This is a genomic window from Pedobacter sp. Bi27, from assembly GCF_918698255.1.
Taxonomy (GTDB): Bacteria; Bacteroidota; Bacteroidia; order Sphingobacteriales; family Sphingobacteriaceae; genus Pedobacter.
Window position 1 is genome coordinate 165,572 of the sequence record NZ_CAKKMW010000006.1, and the last position, 16,714, is coordinate 182,285.

Annotated in this window: 13 protein-coding genes; 6 read left to right on the plus strand and 7 right to left on the minus strand. The window is 40.0% G+C overall.

Annotated features, from left to right (window positions below):
• Positions 1-38: 38 nt before the first annotated feature.
• From LQ227_RS19865 to LQ227_RS19895, 7 genes are all read right to left on the minus strand, one after another.
• On the minus strand, positions 39-2,039 hold the full coding sequence (locus tag LQ227_RS19865) for a RagB/SusD family nutrient uptake outer membrane protein (protein ID WP_230150690.1): 2,001 nt from the start codon (positions 2,037-2,039) through the stop codon (positions 39-41).
• A gap of 29 nt (positions 2,040-2,068) precedes the next feature.
• Positions 2,069-5,311, minus strand: a complete 3,243-nt coding sequence (locus tag LQ227_RS19870) for a TonB-dependent receptor (RefSeq protein WP_230150691.1) — start codon at positions 5,309-5,311, stop codon at positions 2,069-2,071.
• A 577-nt stretch (positions 5,312-5,888) separates the two neighbouring features.
• A complete protein-coding gene (locus tag LQ227_RS19875) occupies positions 5,889-7,253 on the minus strand; it encodes a DUF3526 domain-containing protein (RefSeq protein WP_230150692.1) in 1,365 nt (454 codons plus the stop codon).
• A 9-nt stretch (positions 7,254-7,262) separates the two neighbouring features.
• Complete coding sequence (locus tag LQ227_RS19880) at positions 7,263-8,708, minus strand: DUF3526 domain-containing protein (protein ID WP_230150693.1); 1,446 nt, start codon at positions 8,706-8,708, stop codon at positions 7,263-7,265.
• Positions 8,708-11,215, minus strand: a complete 2,508-nt coding sequence (locus LQ227_RS19885; RefSeq protein WP_230150694.1) for a TonB-dependent receptor — start codon at positions 11,213-11,215, stop codon at positions 8,708-8,710. The genes LQ227_RS19880 and LQ227_RS19885 overlap by 1 nt, the downstream gene beginning before the upstream one ends.
• Positions 11,216-11,229: 14 nt before the next feature.
• Positions 11,230-11,925 carry an ABC transporter ATP-binding protein gene (locus LQ227_RS19890; RefSeq protein WP_230150695.1) on the minus strand — a complete coding sequence of 232 codons (696 nt, stop codon included), beginning with the start codon at positions 11,923-11,925 and terminating at the stop codon, positions 11,230-11,232.
• A gap of 87 nt (positions 11,926-12,012) precedes the next feature.
• Positions 12,013-12,378 carry a hypothetical protein gene (locus tag LQ227_RS19895; protein ID WP_230150697.1) on the minus strand — a complete coding sequence of 122 codons (366 nt, stop codon included), beginning with the start codon at positions 12,376-12,378 and terminating at the stop codon, positions 12,013-12,015.
• Positions 12,379-12,829: 451 nt separating this feature from the next.
• Between LQ227_RS19895 and LQ227_RS19900 the strand changes: the two genes are divergently transcribed.
• From LQ227_RS19900 to LQ227_RS19925, 6 genes are all read left to right on the plus strand, one after another.
• Positions 12,830-13,408 (plus strand): Crp/Fnr family transcriptional regulator, encoded by a 579-nt coding sequence (locus LQ227_RS19900; RefSeq protein ID WP_230144939.1) that lies wholly within the window; start codon positions 12,830-12,832, stop codon positions 13,406-13,408.
• A 93-nt stretch (positions 13,409-13,501) separates the two neighbouring features.
• On the plus strand, positions 13,502-14,038 hold the full coding sequence (locus LQ227_RS19905; protein WP_230144940.1) for a YceI family protein: 537 nt from the start codon (positions 13,502-13,504) through the stop codon (positions 14,036-14,038).
• A 10-nt stretch (positions 14,039-14,048) separates the two neighbouring features.
• Positions 14,049-14,267 (plus strand): 4-oxalocrotonate tautomerase family protein, encoded by a 219-nt coding sequence (locus tag LQ227_RS19910; RefSeq protein WP_131531439.1) that lies wholly within the window; start codon positions 14,049-14,051, stop codon positions 14,265-14,267.
• An 18-nt stretch (positions 14,268-14,285) separates the two neighbouring features.
• Positions 14,286-15,032: an SDR family NAD(P)-dependent oxidoreductase gene (locus LQ227_RS19915; protein WP_230144941.1), complete on the plus strand. Its 747-nt coding sequence runs from the start codon at positions 14,286-14,288 to the stop codon at positions 15,030-15,032.
• 76 nt (positions 15,033-15,108) lie between these two features.
• Positions 15,109-15,489, plus strand: coding sequence for a nuclear transport factor 2 family protein (locus tag LQ227_RS19920; RefSeq protein ID WP_230144942.1), 381 nt, complete (start codon positions 15,109-15,111; stop codon positions 15,487-15,489).
• A 1-nt stretch (position 15,490) separates the two neighbouring features.
• On the plus strand, positions 15,491-16,549 hold the full coding sequence (locus LQ227_RS19925; RefSeq protein WP_230144943.1) for a nitronate monooxygenase family protein: 1,059 nt from the start codon (positions 15,491-15,493) through the stop codon (positions 16,547-16,549).
• The last annotated feature ends 165 nt before the right edge of the window (positions 16,550-16,714 follow it).

Below are 16,714 nucleotides of genomic sequence, written 5' to 3' on the forward strand. Positions count from 1 at the left end.
CCGAAAGTAAATTGCTCTTTTTTAAATGCTTAATTGGCTTACCAGCCAGGGTTTTGCATAGCCTGTTTTTGTTCAGGTGTTAATGCCGCGCCCCCGCTCTTAATTACATCTAAGAAACTTTGAGGAATTGGGCGTAGGTAATGTTTGCTTTCTGATGGTTTTGCTTCATCGTTAAAGGCAGCTGTTCTTGCAACCAATGTTTTGGTACGTGCCAAATCTTCCCAGCGTAATAGCTCGCCCATTAGCTCTCTCGAGCGTTCGTTTAAGATAAAAGCGGTAAACTTATTTTCCTGTGAGGTAGCACCAATTTTATCATAGAACTCTTTGTTGGAGTTAAATATATCGGCTTCATTATTTAAGTGCATATTGGTTAACGTGGTGGCTGTTGTGGCAGTGATGTTATTTGATTCGAAATAACTATTTTTATCAGAGTATGAAACAAATGGCGCTGTGTTTGCTGCAGGGTTGTTTTTATATGACGCACCACCATCTACATATGCTGATCTGTCTTCTCCTTCTTTATATGCAGCACGGTCTCTAACTTTATTTAAGTATGGAATGGCCTGCGCAAACTGGCCCATTCGTCCGTAAGCTTCAGCCGCAATTAAGTAGGTTTCCGCCAGGCGTGCTAAAATGCCATCTCGTTGACCAAATTGTGAGGCTACAGCATTTCTTGAACCATCCATAAATTTAGATAAAGCAACAAACTGACTTACACCATAATTTCCATGTCCACCCAAATAACTTTGCGGTTGACCAGCAAAGTACCTTACATACATACTTGGCTTGCGGCGGCCAATATCGGTGGGAAGTGCAGGGTTTGCATTCGCAACTGCGGGTGTATACCTGGTATCGCCTGCATTATTAACGATGTATAAAATAGATTCTTCGCCGCCAGCAAATTTTGCTTTACCCACAAGATCTGGTGTTGGTGCTGTTCCAGCTGTCCAAAGTGGTGCTCCGGCAGGTCTATTACATAAATAACGTGTTTTAAAGCTTTTCCAAAACCTCGAGTCGTTTACGCGGTCGAAAACATCCAGGGCATAATCTGTAGATCTTAAACGCTGGAATTCACGATCGCCCGGGATATCACGTTGCATACCTGGTAAATTTTGGTAAATAGACGGATAATACAAATGTATCTGGTTACCATAACGGCCCTGAGTAGCTGTATTGCCAGAAAACTGTGCGGCTAATATGATTTCTTTATTGGTTTCGTTCGCTCCATCAATGGTGGTGAAATTCCATAAATCGCTAAAGTTGGTAGCCAGGGTATGCTGACCGCTATTAATCACAAGGTCTGCATATTTTACAGCGTTCTGAAGATCTGCAGTTTTGGTATCGCTATTCCATGCATTGTTTATTTCACTTGCACGGAATAAATATGCTTTTGCCAAAAAGTGCGCAGCCGCCCATTTGGTAATCCGTCCGGTTTCTGTTACCGTAGGCGGCAAAAAGTTATAAGCTTGTGTAAAATCTTGAATCACTTGCTCATATACCTCTTTTGCACTGTTCCTTGTAAATTCTTCCTGAATGAAATCCTGTGCTTCTAACCTTAACGGAACACCACCATACTGTTTTACTAGTTTAAAGTAATCGAAAGCGCGCATAAAGTAACCTTCGCCCAGGCGTGTGTTTTTACTTGCGCCCTGATAGTATAATGGTACGTTTTTGATAAGAATATTGGCCGAATTTATGTTTTCGTACATATTGTCCCATACACTGGCCACATCCGAATTAAGGGAATTTAAACTTGCGTCGTAAGAGTTCCACATTTGTTCAGTTCTATCTCCACCAACGGTAAATTCGTCAACTCCATAGTTGGATGTAGTGTATGCCCAGGTATAATTAAAATGAAATTTTAAACTTTGGTACATGCCTATGGTTAAACCGTCGAGGCCGTCAGTTGTGATAAAATCTGCAGTGGTACGGGCATTAACAACCTCTTCATCTAAGAAGCTTTTTTTGCAGGAAGTAGGGAAAATCATCAATCCTCCTAATATTGCAGCACTCGATAATATATTTATAATCTTTTTCATGATCAATTTCTTTAAATAGCGATTAAGGATTAAAGGCTAACATTAACACCAAATACTACACCTCTGTTAAAAGTTGAGGTAACGCTATTGTTGGATGAGATGCCCGAATCAGGATCAACCCAGCCTACATTAGAATAAATTAAACCTGGATTAATGGCTTGTGCATATACCCTTAATTTAGATAACGCTAATTTTTTGGCAATTTTTTCCGGGAAATAATAGCCCAATGAGATATTTCTGATTTTTACGAAAGATCCGTCCTGGTAGTTCATAGAACTTCTGTAAGGATCGCCGGCTGCACTTCCATAATTTGGTGCAGGATAATCGTTTGTTGGGTTGGTTGGTGTCCAATAGTCAACCAAGCGTTGGGCAAAACGGCCCTGAAGCGATTCTGCACCCGTGGCAATTAAGAAATTATATCTTGCAATAATAAAAATAGAAAGGTCGAAGTTTTTGTAATTAAAAGTATTGGTAATCCCGCTGGTCCAGCTTGGTGTGTAACTTCCTCTTATCATTCTATCGTTATTGGCATCAATTTTATAATCGTTATTTAAGTCCCTAACCCGAATACTACCAGGTTTAAAAGCGCTTGCTGCCGGTAGGTTAGCATTAAATTTTGCCATTTCAGCTAAGTCTTCAGGCGTATTTTGCCAGATGCCATCTTTTACAAAATCGTAGGCTACTCTAACCCTTTGACCGATGAACAATAAACTACCAATCACATCGCCGTTGGCCAGTTTAACCACTTTATCTTTACTTGCAGAAAAGCTTAAGGTTGTAGACCAGCTAAAATCTTTGTTTTTTAAGTTTACAGTATTCAGGGTAATGTCGACACCTTTATTATGGGTTTCTCCAATGTTGTCGAAAGATGAAGTATAACCATTTATCGAAGAGATATCTTTTTGCAATAACAGGTCGGTGGTTTTAGATTTATATAAATCTATGGAACCGCCAACTCTTCCTTTAACTAAGCTAAAATCAAGACCAAGGTTATATTGTAAGGTATGCTCCCACCCAAGCGCCTTGTTTGGTAAGGTAGGCGGACTGGCCAGTGATGCATCAGAGGCTACATATCCGGTTTGTACCGAACCACCAAAAGTATAAGTTAAGGGCTGTAATTTACCTAACGTTGTTCCATAAGAAATAGCCGAATTACCTACACTACCTACACCTAAGCGAAGTTTCATCTGATCGATCCATTTAATGTTTTTCATGAAATCTTCCTGATCTATACGCCACGCAATTGCAGTAGAAGGGAAAAAGTCCCATTTGTTGCCTTCAGCTAATTGCGATGCACCATCCCAACGGGCAGATGCCGTTAACAGGTATTTGCTATTAAAGCTGTAATTAACCCTGGCCATGTAAGATACAAGGGTGTTTCTGCTCAAATCGGTACTAAAAGCATCCAGACTCGGAATATTGGCACCGCCTAAGCCGTACCAGAGCGGGTTACTTAAAGGGATTTTAGTTCCCGTCATGGATGAGCTCTCTTCTTTAAAGAGCGATGAACTCTGCAATAAAGTAACGCCAAAGTTGTGTTTTTTTATTGTTTTATCGTAATAAACCAAGTGATCTAGTGTATAGGCAAATCTGTTGTTTTGGTTAAGCTGAGCATAATTGGTAGAACCTGATTCGCCCGCGCCACGATTGATTGATTTTGCATCCTGGTATCTTCCGTTGTAGTTATTATAAAAATCAGGGCCGAAGTTAATACGATACTTTAATCCTTTTAAAAGGCTTACTTCAGCATAAAAAGAGCCGATTGTTCTTAACACTTTACGTAAGTTGATATTGTATTGATCTTCACCCACGGGATTTTGAATATTGATATCGGCACCTGGTAAATTGATCCTGTTACCGTTTACATCAAAAGGTACAGCAACAGGAAGCATGCCAAGTGCTGCACCATATAAACTGCTCGGACCTGTTGCATTACCTGTTGAAAATCCATAGTTCTGCAAGCCATAAGATGCGGTAATGTTAGCCCCGAATTTAAACCACTTTACCGGATTCAGTTCTACACTTACCTTAGAAGTATAACGGTTATAATCCTGGCCAAGTTCTGTACCAATCTGGTTTAAGTAGCCAAATGAGGCGTAGGCTTTTAATTTGTCTGTACCGCCACTGGCGCTTAATACATGGTCTTGTGTAATACCAGTCCGCGTAACCAAATCGGTCCAATTTGTTGTAGGCACTAAACTGCCATCGTAAACGCCATTTTGCCAGCCCTGTGCAATGTTCGCCGTTACATAACTATCGTTAGGAAATATGCGGTTATCATCTGCTTGTGTTGGTATAACAGGATAAGTAGTACTTGCCTGTGCCGCAGGATTTAAATAACCTACACGACGGTAAGCATCGCGACGGAATTCGATGTATTCAGCAGCATTCATCATCTGTGTTCTGTTCTGGATGGTTTCGATGGTTGCCGTACCCACATAATCTAAAGTTAATCTGCCGGCTTTACCTTTTTTGGTGGTAACCAATACAACACCATTTGCTCCTTTCGATCCATAAATTGCAGTTGCCGATGCATCTTTTAAAATGTCGATGGTTTCGATATCGTTTGGATTGATGGCTTCGATACCACCTGCGGCAAATGGAATGCCGTCTACGACGTAAAGTGGTGAATTACTGGCGTTTATAGATCGTACGCCTCTGATTAAAATAGAGCCGATCTGACCTGGGCGCTCGTTTGAAGTAACATCAACCCCGGCTGCCTTACCCTGTATGGCTTGTAATGCATTTTGTACCGGCCTCGATCTGATCTGTTCTGCACCCACGCTTACAACCGCTCCGGTTAAATCACTTTTCTTCACCGTGTTATAACCAACAACTACAACCTCATCTAAATCATTTGTGGAACTTTTTAATTGGATGCTGATTGTTGTTTTTCCATCGACAGGTACTTCTTGTGTCGTATATCCGATGTACGAAACTACCAAAACCGGATTGCTCACCGTTGAGGGAATAGTGATGGAGAAAGCACCGTTGGCATCGGTAGAGGCAACAATAGTTGTACCTTTTACTTTTATACTAACGCCAACCAAAGTTTCACCTTTTTCATCAACAATTTTTCCTTTAAGGTTAACATCCCGTTTGCTCGTTGAAATGTTTGTACCCAAAGTTTCCGGTGTTGCTTTAAGGTTGGTCGCATCTGCAGTGTTCGCCACACAAAGTAGGCACAATGCCGACATACCCGTAATCAGGATTTTTTTGTACGAAGAGCCTTTTCGTCGCTTTAGATTTTCTGGATAAAAATTAAGATCCATAGTTTTATTGGTTATGTAAATATTTGGTTATTTAGCCAAATAGCATACTAGATGGAGTGTGCTACCTGTTTTGAGGGCATATGATTAAGCAATTAATCCATTCTTTCCTGAATGTATTATCTGTTATAGAATGAAAATGAGTTAGTTTTTAATGTTTGACTACAATAGTCTTTTCTTAATCTTAAGGCTTTAAAGTGGTAGTATAGGGGTGATTAGGTGCAAACGATTGCATTGTTTGATGTATGGTCTTTCTTGCTCATATAGGTATCGATTAAAATAATTGATTATACTTGGTTATACGAGATTAGAACTTTTATTTCGTTAGTCCATCCTGTTCCATCCTGTAGGGTTTAGTCAGATGTAATGATTTTCTTTTTTGGCTAATAGGTTTTAGTACATTGTTCTATAGGTTATTTGGCTGCAACGTGGAATTAACTCCTACTGCTTTTGATTTCGGCTAATTTCTATTCGACAGGCCATCACCTACTCCATATTTATAACTTCTTAACCGTTTATGATAAAAAAAATGGTCCATGTAAAACACAGACCATTTTTATATTGTTCAGTCGCAGTAAACCTAAAATTGTTCCTGCCTTTTAAAGTTAAAAGCTGTTGCTCCAATTATGATTACGGTTAGGGTCAATATAGATAGCAAATTAATCCAAACTGAAGGCGTTTGCTGTGGACTATATTTTTCCAATTTATAGTCCTTAACATCTGTACTGTCCACTGTTTTATTAAGAAAGATATCGGGATAAAAATGCAAGCGGATCTGCTCATGATATTTTCTAACCGCTTGCTGGAAATCGAGGTGGGCATTAAGATCCGATCCAGCCATATTGTTTATCCCCAACTGGGTTTGTATCGTAGGGAAGAAAAATGCAAGCGTATTTGTAAATCGCTGTCTGGCGGCCAGTTTATTCTCAATTGCGCGCCTACTTGCTATTGCCTGATCGTCGCCCATCTGTTGCATGGCATAATACCAGAACCAGCTAAAAGTTTTCTCTTGTGGGAAGGGATATTGCTTCAGTTCCGGATAATGTTCAAAAAATGGTTTCATGGTAACTTCTTTGGCCATATCCCATTTTTCGTGATAACCCTCGCGTTGGTTAATTACATTTTGCAGTGCTTCTGGGATGGGGTATTTTCTGGTAAGAAAAAGGTTAAGTGATGCTGGAATTACAATGCAGATCAGTACCCAAACGGCAACCAATGCCGATGCATTAAAGTTCGATGATTTTGCTAAAGAAATGATAAAAAACGAAACTGCAAACCAGAAAGCCAGATAAAATATGACGAGTGTAGTTATTGAAAAGAAAATGAAATCTACAGGCAAATGCAAATAAAGAATAGCTGCAAATAATAGTAATAAAGCAACAGAGAAAATTACGGCTACCCTAACTAAAAATTTTTGCCAGATTACCTGAAAAGACCGATTGGTCTGTGCGCTTAAAAGCGACCAAACCCCACTTTCTTTTTGCTCCGAAAGTAAGTTATAGCTAAAGGCAATAATCACCAGGGGAAATAAAAAGATAAACACAAAACTCAGGTCCATGTTGCCCAAAAGCAGGCTTACTGGGTTATTAATATCTGTATCGTAAATCTGACCTTCTAAACCCAACATGGTTACCGAAATTAAATAAGGGTTAATATCCCGCTGCCCATTGGCAAAGGCGGCCCAGGCATTGGGCGCATTAGCCAATGAAAACTTATTGTGGTAAAACAATAAGCCAATATCTTTACCAAAATGATCGATATTGCTAAGGGTGTTTTTCTTTTGTAGCATTGCTGCTTTTTCAATTACGGCCTGTTGGTTGGCAATAAATGTTTTGCCGAAATACAAACCGGCAAAGCCTGTAATCAGCAGCACAATGATGCCTATCCATGAGGAGCTGTTTCTAAAAAACAGTTTAAATTCGAGGTTATATATACTTTTTTTCATCCTTAATCGCTATATCGTTTTAATCCACCTGGTCGTGTATTGTAGCAACATAACCGTTGCCAATAACCAACAGGTTAAAGCACTCAGTGCCAATAACTCATTTGTTATTACTGAACTTAATTTGCCAAAGTGGTAATTGAAATCAGGTTGTTCTGCCCAGTTTGCCTTACTAATGGCCAAAGGTTTTTCTTCTTCTCCTGGGGCAATGTTACTGATCTTATCAATCTGTAGTTTATTCATCTTTTGAGCCAGCTGATAGCGGTAGGCTTCTGCCTGGTTCTGAAAATCGACAAAGGTGTCAAAATCAGCGGCTGTTATGGCCATCGAAATATGCTTGAGGGATAAATAAGGGTTCATGAAACCTGCTACCTTTGTAATGCTGTTCTGTTTTTCAAAAATTTTATTCAGTTCCTTTTGATGGTTGCTGTAAATTTTTGAAGTTATTTTTTCGCCCTCTGCCATAATATAACCTCCATAGTTAAAAGGCAGTTTTTTTACATCGGTAACACCGTAAGTTTTGAGTAGTGAGTCTTTAATTGCAGCATAATGTGGGTCATCTGGATTATGGCTATCGCCCTGTTTATGGATGTCGGTAGCAATGGCATCGGCAAACGCTATTTTAGATGGGGAGGGGTGGATTTTTACGCCGATTGCCTGGGTGATCCTCGGCATAATGACCATAAAAAATATCCAGCAGGCCAGTAAAGTAGTTAGGGCTGATTTAGAACTGCGTGCAAAAGCCGAGACCAAAACCGTAACAGCAGATACAATGAAGAAATAGATCGCATAGCTAAATATCAATACCATTAAGCGCAAACTGGCATCTCCACTAATCTGCCAATGACTTAGTGAGGCCCATAACAAAATGGTAAGCAGCATAAGGGGGATAAATATCGACAAACAAACACCAATTATGCCCAATGTTTTGCCCCAGAGGAGCTGTTTCCAGCTTACATTTTGGCATAGCAGGATCTTTAATGTCCCCGATTCGCGCTCAGCCGAAATGCTGTTGTAACCTAAGAAGAAAATGAGAAGTGGTACCAGGAGCTGCAGCACCATGGCCACACTGATTTCGCCGAAGCGCAACATTCCGTTAGAAAAACCTGCTTCACTAAAATTTACTGTGTTTTGTTTATGCGCTTCTAAAAAGATCGATACACCAGCAAAACCTTCTATTCCAAAATCGAAGAAACTCAGTTCATGTTTCTCGCGAAAGGCGAGGTAACCATAGTGCGCCATCCGGTGTGGGTGTTTATCTGGTTTTGCCAACCATTGTGCCCTAACCAATTCTTTATAGTGCAGGCGTTGATTGTTTTGTGTTTTAAAATTCTGCCAGCCTACATAGGTAGCCAAACAAAGCGATAGACCTAATAAAAGGGTTAAGGCTAAGGTGGCCCTGTTGTTAAGGGCGGTTTTAAAAGTTTGTTTGGCTATAGTGCTTATTCTATTTGGCATTATATTCTATAGGTTACGTTAAACATTACATTTCTTGGTGTACCAGGGAAAAGGCGTAGATAGTTTTGTGCGCCAACCCAATAGGATTTATTTAAAATGTTATTCATATTTACAGCCAGTTGCACTTTAGAACCAGCAGGCGAATAATAAAGCGCGGCATCTACCACGGTATAAGCAGGCAATACAAAATCTCTGATGTACAACGGAAGTTTAGTGCCACTATACTGTAAACCTGCTCCAAAACCTATTCCCTTTAGCTTAAGGGTTTCAAAGTTGTAGCGTGTCCATAAACTGGCACTATGTTTTGGCGTGTTCTGCACCCTTTGACCAATTAAATCAGGATTAAAATCATCCTTAATAATGGCATCTACATAACTATAACCCGCATTAAACTGCCAGTTAGACCTGATAAAACCAGAGGCTTCGAATTCGACACCACGGCTGCGTTGGGCACCGCGTTCTATCAGGCGGTTTACATCCAATGGATCATTTGCATTCATCAATAGGTTTTCCTGGTTGATTTCGAATACCGAAATGTTAACCATTAAACTTTTATTCAACCATTCGGATTTTGCACCAATCTCTTTTAAATCACTTTCTAAAGGTTTAAAATTGGTGCCTGCAGGTGGTGGAACAATAACCAGGGTTGAGGTATTGCCTTGCGGCTGGTACCCTTGTAAATAGGTTGCGTAAAGGTTAATGTTTGTGTTTATGGCATAGGTAATTCCGGCCCTTGGCAAAAGCTTATGCTGATAAATTTTCTTTTCGGTAGCCAATTTGTAATTGCTGTAATCCTCATACCACTCTTGTCGTAAACCCAATGTTAAGGTAAGTTGATGGTATTTTATCTGATCTTGCAGGTATACTGCATTAACCAAATTATATGCGGCCGGAATTTCTGTTTTGGTAAAAACATAATCGCTTAAATTTTTAATGGTATAGGTTGGATTGGCTAGATTAAAGTGTTCTACATTTGGCACAGGTGCATTTATACCATTTATTACCTTAAATAAGTAGAGGTCCTTTTTTGTGGGATCGTACCTTGCTGCGATGGTTCCATCTTTTAAACGGTAGCCCTGAGCCGAGTTTTCGCCACCGCCCCGCAGTTTCTGAGTGTTTATTCTATCGTACCCGATTACCAGCTTGTGGCTTAAGCTAAAAGTATTGGTGTTTATACTGAAATAGGTGCTTAGGTTGTCGGTTCGCCATTTTTGCTGACGCTGAACGGCACGCATGGCCGCTAACGTTGGGATAGGTTGATTGTTTTCATCAACGCCAAAAGCATTGGTGGTTCTATGTTCTAAAAGATCTTCGTTCCAGTTTTGCTTCATATAGGCCACATTAAATACAATATCCTGTGTAAGGCTATGCGAAAAATTAGTCATCAACATTAAATCCTGGCTGTTAAAACGGTCGTTACTGGCGCCCATATTAAAACTGATCGGTGTACTTTTTAGATCGGTTTTACCAGCAATTGCTCCAAAAATTGCCTGTCCGCGGTCTAACCTCGAATTGCTGTTGTTCATTACCACTTCTACATTTAAGCTTGTTCGATCGTTCGGGATGTACGAAAAAGAAGGGGCAATCAGGTAACCCTTTCTGTATTGCAGGTCTCTGAAGCTTTTACTGTCTTCATAACCTACATTAAGCCGGTAAAGCAGCGTTTTATCAGCATTTAACGGACCTGTAAAATCTAAAGCGCCTCTAATGGTGCTGAAACTTCCGGCCGAGAGGCTAATCTCTTTACGGTCTTCAGTCAGTGGTTTTTTGGTTACCAGGTTAATGCTTCCCCCTGGGTCTACACTCGAGAATGTAGCACTTGCCGGACCTTTAATTACCTCTATCCGCTCCAGATTATTGGTTAGAGGCTGGTTAAAATAATATTGGCGGGTACGCATGCCATTAATTATAGCACCCTCTTCGTTTTGGTTAATTCCTCTGATCGAAAATTGGTTGTAATAGCTGCTTTGTGATACACTGGTTACATTTTTAACCGCATCGGCCAGTACAGCCGCCTGCCTGTCGGCAATTAATTCCTTCGAAACCGAAGAAATAGCCTGTGGAATGTCCTTGTTCAAAGTAGCCGTTTTAGTGGCAGAAAAAGAGTAGTTGCCATAGTACTTTTTGCCATTGGTACCTACCACTTCAACGGTCTGCAATTCTTCGTTGGCGCTGTGTAGCACAATTGCATCCAGTTTTAAATCACCAATGCCATTAACGGGGTAAATGCGATTAAAAGTGCTGTAGCCTATGGCACTAATGGTGATGGTATAATTGGCCATTTGAGGTAGAACAACTGAGAAATTACCGAGCGAATCGCTGCTTGTATTCATTTGATCTTTCCCATTCTTAAATTTAATAGTGGCTTTTTGGATAGCTTGGTTTTGGGTATCGATCACTTTTCCACTCACCTTAATCTGAGCAAAAGTGACCAGGCTAAATGTGCTGAAGAGCAATAACAAACAAATTGAACGGAAAATAGAAAGACCTTTATATATTGGGTACATGAAATGGATTGTTTTTAAATGGTTTGTAAGTATAATTCCTGAAGGTCGGCTGCAGTGATGTTGCTGGCTTTAAGTGTATGGATCAATTCGCCTTGTTTCATAATGCCAATGTGCGAACCTACATTTACCGCATTAAAAATATCGTGCGTAGCCATCAGAATTGATTTGCCCTCGGTTGCTAATTGTTTAACCAGCTGGGTAAATTCTGCGGTGGCTTTTGGGTCTAATCCACTGGTTGGCTCATCCATTAAAATAATCTTTGCGTTTTTGGCCAGTGCAATAGCGATACCCACTTTTTGGCGCATGCCTTTACTAAAGCCCGATAAATGTTTGTGGTGGGCAGCTTCCTGTAAACCACATTGCTTTAAAAAACCGATCAAGCTTGAAGTACCATAGTTAAACCCTGCCAGTTTAGAAAAGTAATCAAGATTTTCGATCGCCGAAAGATTGCTGTAAAGCATAACCACCTCAGGAATGTAGGCCAGATGTTTCCGCCGTTCGTCATCGTGCGCAGAGATTTCTTCGTTGTCGATTAAGATTTTTCCGCTACTAGGCTCAATAAAACCTAAAAATAAATTGATGGTAGTGGTTTTTCCGGCACCGTTTTGGCCCAGCAGGCAAAATACTTCGCCAGGGTTAACGGTTAAATTAAGCTGATTTAAGGCCCGGTAAGATTGATAATTTTTGGATAATGAAATGGCTTGAAGCATAATAAAATATTGGCGCATACCAAACAGGCATGTGCGTTAAACAGAGTAAATTTGAAGGTTATGAAAAAGAAACTTCTTGTATGAAGATTAAGCCATTAGGCTAGGTGGACCTTTATTGGCGCAGCATAGGATGTAAGCAACAGGATGCCTCATGAGGTAAACGCAAGGTTTAATCGTTGGTTTAACTACAGGTAAAGCAAATGCAATAGGAGCAGGAACATCGAAAAAGTGCGATCGGTGTTTCAATACCTCGCACAATTTACATTTTAGCTTTGCCGAACTCAATTGTTTCAGTGGATACATCTGAGAACTTTGCTTGCTGTAACCGGTTTTTTCGGCACCATGATGGTGCAGGCTTTCTATCAGCGTTGCATTAAGAAATACCGCCAATAGCAATACCGCCCATATGCGGGCAAAAATTTCTTTGCGATATGTGTACACTGAGTATTTCAATGCAACAAAGTTACATTTAAAAAGTTATAAATCAAGTGCTGTGTTGTTCTGTTATTGCTGTCCTTCGACAAGCTACCATTGACGTTATTTCATAAACAGCTATTAATCAATATTTTAGCCGTTGTCGCATTTCCATCCAGCTAGGCCATAGCACGGTATCCCCGTTCTACTTAAATCCGGCCTAACAAATTTTTCGGGCTCCGCCGACCCAGCCAACCCACTAGCTTTGAAAGAAAAATTTTCAGCCGGTGTTTTTTGTTTCTTTTTGACAGCAAAAAGAAAGAGCCCCATCGGCGGCGGCGAGCCGAGGCAAGGATGAGCCTCTGGGCAAAAAAAGATATGCGTCATTCATATTGATTTTTATACAATAAATTATCCCTCAGGATGACACATCGACTTTTTACTCCGAACTCCGTACTAACCCCAATAATTCTTACCTTTATTTCAAGCTATGGATCCTAAAGAAATACTAAAAGCGCATATTTTAAAAACCGCTACTTTAACCGACAAAGAGTTCGATTATTTATTTTCCCATTTCAAGTTAAAGTCTTTTAAAAAAGGGCAGGCCATCATTAGCGAGGGAGATAAGGTAGATCACGAATATTTTGTTATCTCGGGCTGTTTAAAAGCTTTTTTTATCAACGATGAAATCAAGATGTATATTCTGCAGTTTGCGATGCCTACCTGGTGGACTTCTGATTATGGCGCCCTATACAACCACACTCGCGCAACCATAAGCGTAGATTGCATTAGTAATGCAGAAGTATTATGTCTTTCTAACGATGACCGCGAAAAAATCTGTGGTGAAATCCATCAGGCTGAACATTTTTTCCGGTGGCGAACAAACAGGGGCTACCTGGCTTCGCAGAAAAGGCTGTTGTCGTTTATGAATAACGATACCAAAGCCCGCTACGAGGAACTTTTGGCTATGTATCCTCAACTCTATAATCTCGTGCCCAAACATTTAATCGCAGCCTATTTGGGTGTTTCCAGAGAAACCCTGAGCAGACTTTACAACGGACAAAAATAACGCTTGCAGAATGTGATGTACATCACCTAAGCCCTGTAAAAATCCTCCTTTACTTTGTGTTGTCAAATCACTAACGATTGATAAAACAAAGAAATGGAAACTACAAAATTTGAAATTGTAAGCGCTCAAAGCAGCATCAACTGGACTGGTAAAAAAGTTACCGGCGCACACAACGGAACCATCACGATTAAATCGGGTTCACTAAGCTTAAACGATGGTAAACTCAGCAACGGGAACTTTATTATCGATACCACCTCTATAGTAATATTAGATGTTACCGACCCTGCAACCAATGCACAATTCGCCGGACATTTATTTTCTGAAGATTTTTTCGCAACCGATCAATTCCCTGAAGCCACATTTGTCATTACAGCTGTTGATCAAACCAATGAAGACAATACCGTAATTACTGGCGATTTAACCATCAAAGGCATTACACATGCTGTAATTTTTGCGGCAGATGTTGTGGTTAATGGCAATACCTTAACAGCTTCTGGCAAAATCTTTATCGACCGTACGAAGTACAACATGAAATTCAGATCAGGTAACTTTTTCACCAACCTTGGCGATAACCTGATCTACAATGAATTTGAACTTGATGTAAAATTAACCGCATCATTAACTATTTAATCGAACAGCCATGCCATACGTAAAAATAGAAGTAACCCGTGAAGGTGTTACACGAGAACAAAAACAGACCTTAATTAGTGGAATAACCAAACTGATTACCGAAGTATTGGATAAAGATCCAAAGCTTACCCATGTAGTAATTCAAGAGATCGAATTGGATGATTGGGGCTATGCAGGCGAACAGGTATCGGTATTACGCGAAAAAGGGATAACAGCAAACAATAAATAACCAAGTAATAATCAAATTATGAAAACACTAACCGTAATTATAACAGGCGCATCAACAGGTATTGGTCGCGCCATTGCAGCTTTATTTTTGAAACAGGGTCACAATGTGGTGATCAACGCTGCAAATGAAAACAATTTAATAACTGCTTTCAATGAATTAGGCTCGCACCACCAATTGGCGATGGTAGCTGGCGATATCAGCAACATAAACACAGGTAAACGATTGGTAGAAACTGCCGTAGCGCGTTTTGGTGCTGTAGATGTGCTGGTCAATAATGCCGGTATTTTTGAACCAAAGCCTTTTTTAGCCGTAGATGAAGCACATCTGGACAAATTTTTGAATATCAATTTAAAAGGCACATTTTTCACTACTCAGGCAGCCATCACGCAGATGTTGAAACAAGATGGTGGTGCTATTATTAATATCGGAACTGTATTGGTAGATCATGCCATTGGAGGTTTTCCTGCAACGGCACCCATTTCAAGTAAAGGTGGCATCCATGCTTTAACTAAACAACTGGCTGCAGAGTTCGGCAAAAACAACATCCGGGTAAATGGCATCGCTCCTGGGATTATTAGAAGTCCTTTGCAGGCCAAAAATGGCATTAGTGATGCAGATGCGTTTGCGGGTTTACATTTATTAAACCGTATTGGCGAAACAGAAGATGTTGCTCAACTCGCCCTGTACCTGGCAGAAAGTAATTTTGTAACGGGCGAAATCATCAATTTAGATGGGGGCCATGTAGCGGGGCATCATATTGGCTAAGGATAAAAAAATTAAAACAAAAACCAGGTATGCAAAGGGAAATAATTAGCCCCGGGCATACCTTAAAATTAAAACCATGAATAATTACACTGAAAACGCAAATGCAATAGCAGAAGTACTGTCATCTTATTTTAAGGGAGTTTTTAATGGAGATACAGTACTGCTCAGAAAAATATTTCACCCACAGTCTATATTGGCTGGTGATGTAAATGGCCTTCCATACTTTAAAACACTGGATGAATATTTAGAAGGTGTAAGTAAGCGCAAAAGTCCGCAGGAACTCAATGAAACATTCCGCATGGAAATATTGTCTATAGAAATTATCAATTCTATTGCAATTGCCAAAGTTCATCTGCCTATTTTTGATTTTAATTATTATGATCTTTTATCTTTAAGTAAAACTGATCAGGGTTGGATGATTGTGAATAAATTATTGACCAACGTAAAAATTTACTAAGATGTGGAACAGAACTAAAATAACCGAACTTTTAAAAATCGAGTACCCGATTTTATTAGGCCCAATGGGCGGTGGATTTTCAACACCTGAGCTTTTAGCAGCCGTATCAAACGCTGGTGGTTTGGGCAGCATCGGCGCATATACCTTAAGTCCTGAAGAAATTATCGAAACCGATAAAATTGTAAGAACAAAAACAGATAAACCTTACAACATCAACCTTTTGGTAAATGATGTAGATGAGCGTTTACTTAATTATCCATCAGAAAAAATAGCGGAAATTAAACTATTATTCAAACCTTTTTTCGACGAGTTAAGTATTCCCTTGCCAGATCTTGATGCCAATATTCCTTCAAAATTTTTGAAACAGGTTGAAGCCGTTTTTGAACTGAAACCTGCAGTATTTAGTTTTATATTCGGCATACCCTCAAAAGAAATATTAAACGAAGCAAGAAAGTTAGGCATTAAAACAGTGGGGGCAGCAACCACATTAGACGAAGCTTTGGCACTCGAAGAAGCCCGGGTTGATGCTATTGTGGCAACAGGGTTTGAAGCGGGCGGACATCGTCCTTCATTCCTTAAACCAGCAGATGAATCGCTAACAGGAACTTTTGCATTGATCCAACAGGTAAAAGCGAAAACAAAAATACCTATAATTGCTGCCGGTGGTATTGCCGATGCGAAAGGTATAAGGGCAGCATTAACGCTTGGTGCAGATGCAGTTCAAATGGGTACCGCCTTTTTAGTAACCGACGAATCTAATGCAACGCCAATGCACAAGGCAAAACTTTTCTCTGAAGAATCAAAAAATACGGTACTTTCTAAATCATTAACAGGGCGAATGGGCCGGATGATTGCTAACCGGATATCCGGTGCTATCCGTTATGAAACTGAGGTATTGCCCTTTCCATTGCAAACCCGGTTAATGGGGCCGTTAAGAGCCGCCGCCATTGAACAGGGCAAAACAGATATGTACAATTTTTGGTCAGGGCAAAACGCGGTAAACTTAAAATATACTTCTGCCAAAGAATTAATGGAGGCGTTAATTAGAGAGATGAGTTAGGGCCTTGGGGATTGGTTAACTGTCCCTAATGCGCAGACATTAAAGCAATGCATTTCTAGTTTTTCCTTATATTAAATCTTAATTTTTTTAACTTCTTAATGATTAAAAAACCAGTTTGCATTTCCGTGTTTCCTAACTTTCGTGGCTAACAATTTGATTCGTGAT

Coding starts and splice junctions, on each gene's coding strand:
- LQ227_RS19910 (WP_131531439.1), top strand. CDS start 14,049: ATGCCATACGTAAAAATAGAAGTAACCCGTGAAGGTGTTACACGAGAA.
- LQ227_RS19885 (WP_230150694.1), bottom strand. CDS start 11,215: ATGTACCCAATATATAAAGGTCTTTCTATTTTCCGTTCAATTTGTTTG.
- LQ227_RS19870 (WP_230150691.1), bottom strand. CDS start 5,311: ATGGATCTTAATTTTTATCCAGAAAATCTAAAGCGACGAAAAGGCTCT.
- LQ227_RS19865 (WP_230150690.1), bottom strand. CDS start 2,039: ATGAAAAAGATTATAAATATATTATCGAGTGCTGCAATATTAGGAGGA.
- LQ227_RS19875 (WP_230150692.1), bottom strand. CDS start 7,253: ATGAAAAAAAGTATATATAACCTCGAATTTAAACTGTTTTTTAGAAAC.
- LQ227_RS19880 (WP_230150693.1), bottom strand. CDS start 8,708: ATGCCAAATAGAATAAGCACTATAGCCAAACAAACTTTTAAAACCGCC.
- LQ227_RS19925 (WP_230144943.1), top strand. CDS start 15,491: ATGTGGAACAGAACTAAAATAACCGAACTTTTAAAAATCGAGTACCCG.
- LQ227_RS19890 (WP_230150695.1), bottom strand. CDS start 11,925: ATGCTTCAAGCCATTTCATTATCCAAAAATTATCAATCTTACCGGGCC.
- LQ227_RS19900 (WP_230144939.1), top strand. CDS start 12,830: ATGGATCCTAAAGAAATACTAAAAGCGCATATTTTAAAAACCGCTACT.
- LQ227_RS19920 (WP_230144942.1), top strand. CDS start 15,109: ATGAATAATTACACTGAAAACGCAAATGCAATAGCAGAAGTACTGTCA.
- LQ227_RS19905 (WP_230144940.1), top strand. CDS start 13,502: ATGGAAACTACAAAATTTGAAATTGTAAGCGCTCAAAGCAGCATCAAC.
- LQ227_RS19915 (WP_230144941.1), top strand. CDS start 14,286: ATGAAAACACTAACCGTAATTATAACAGGCGCATCAACAGGTATTGGT.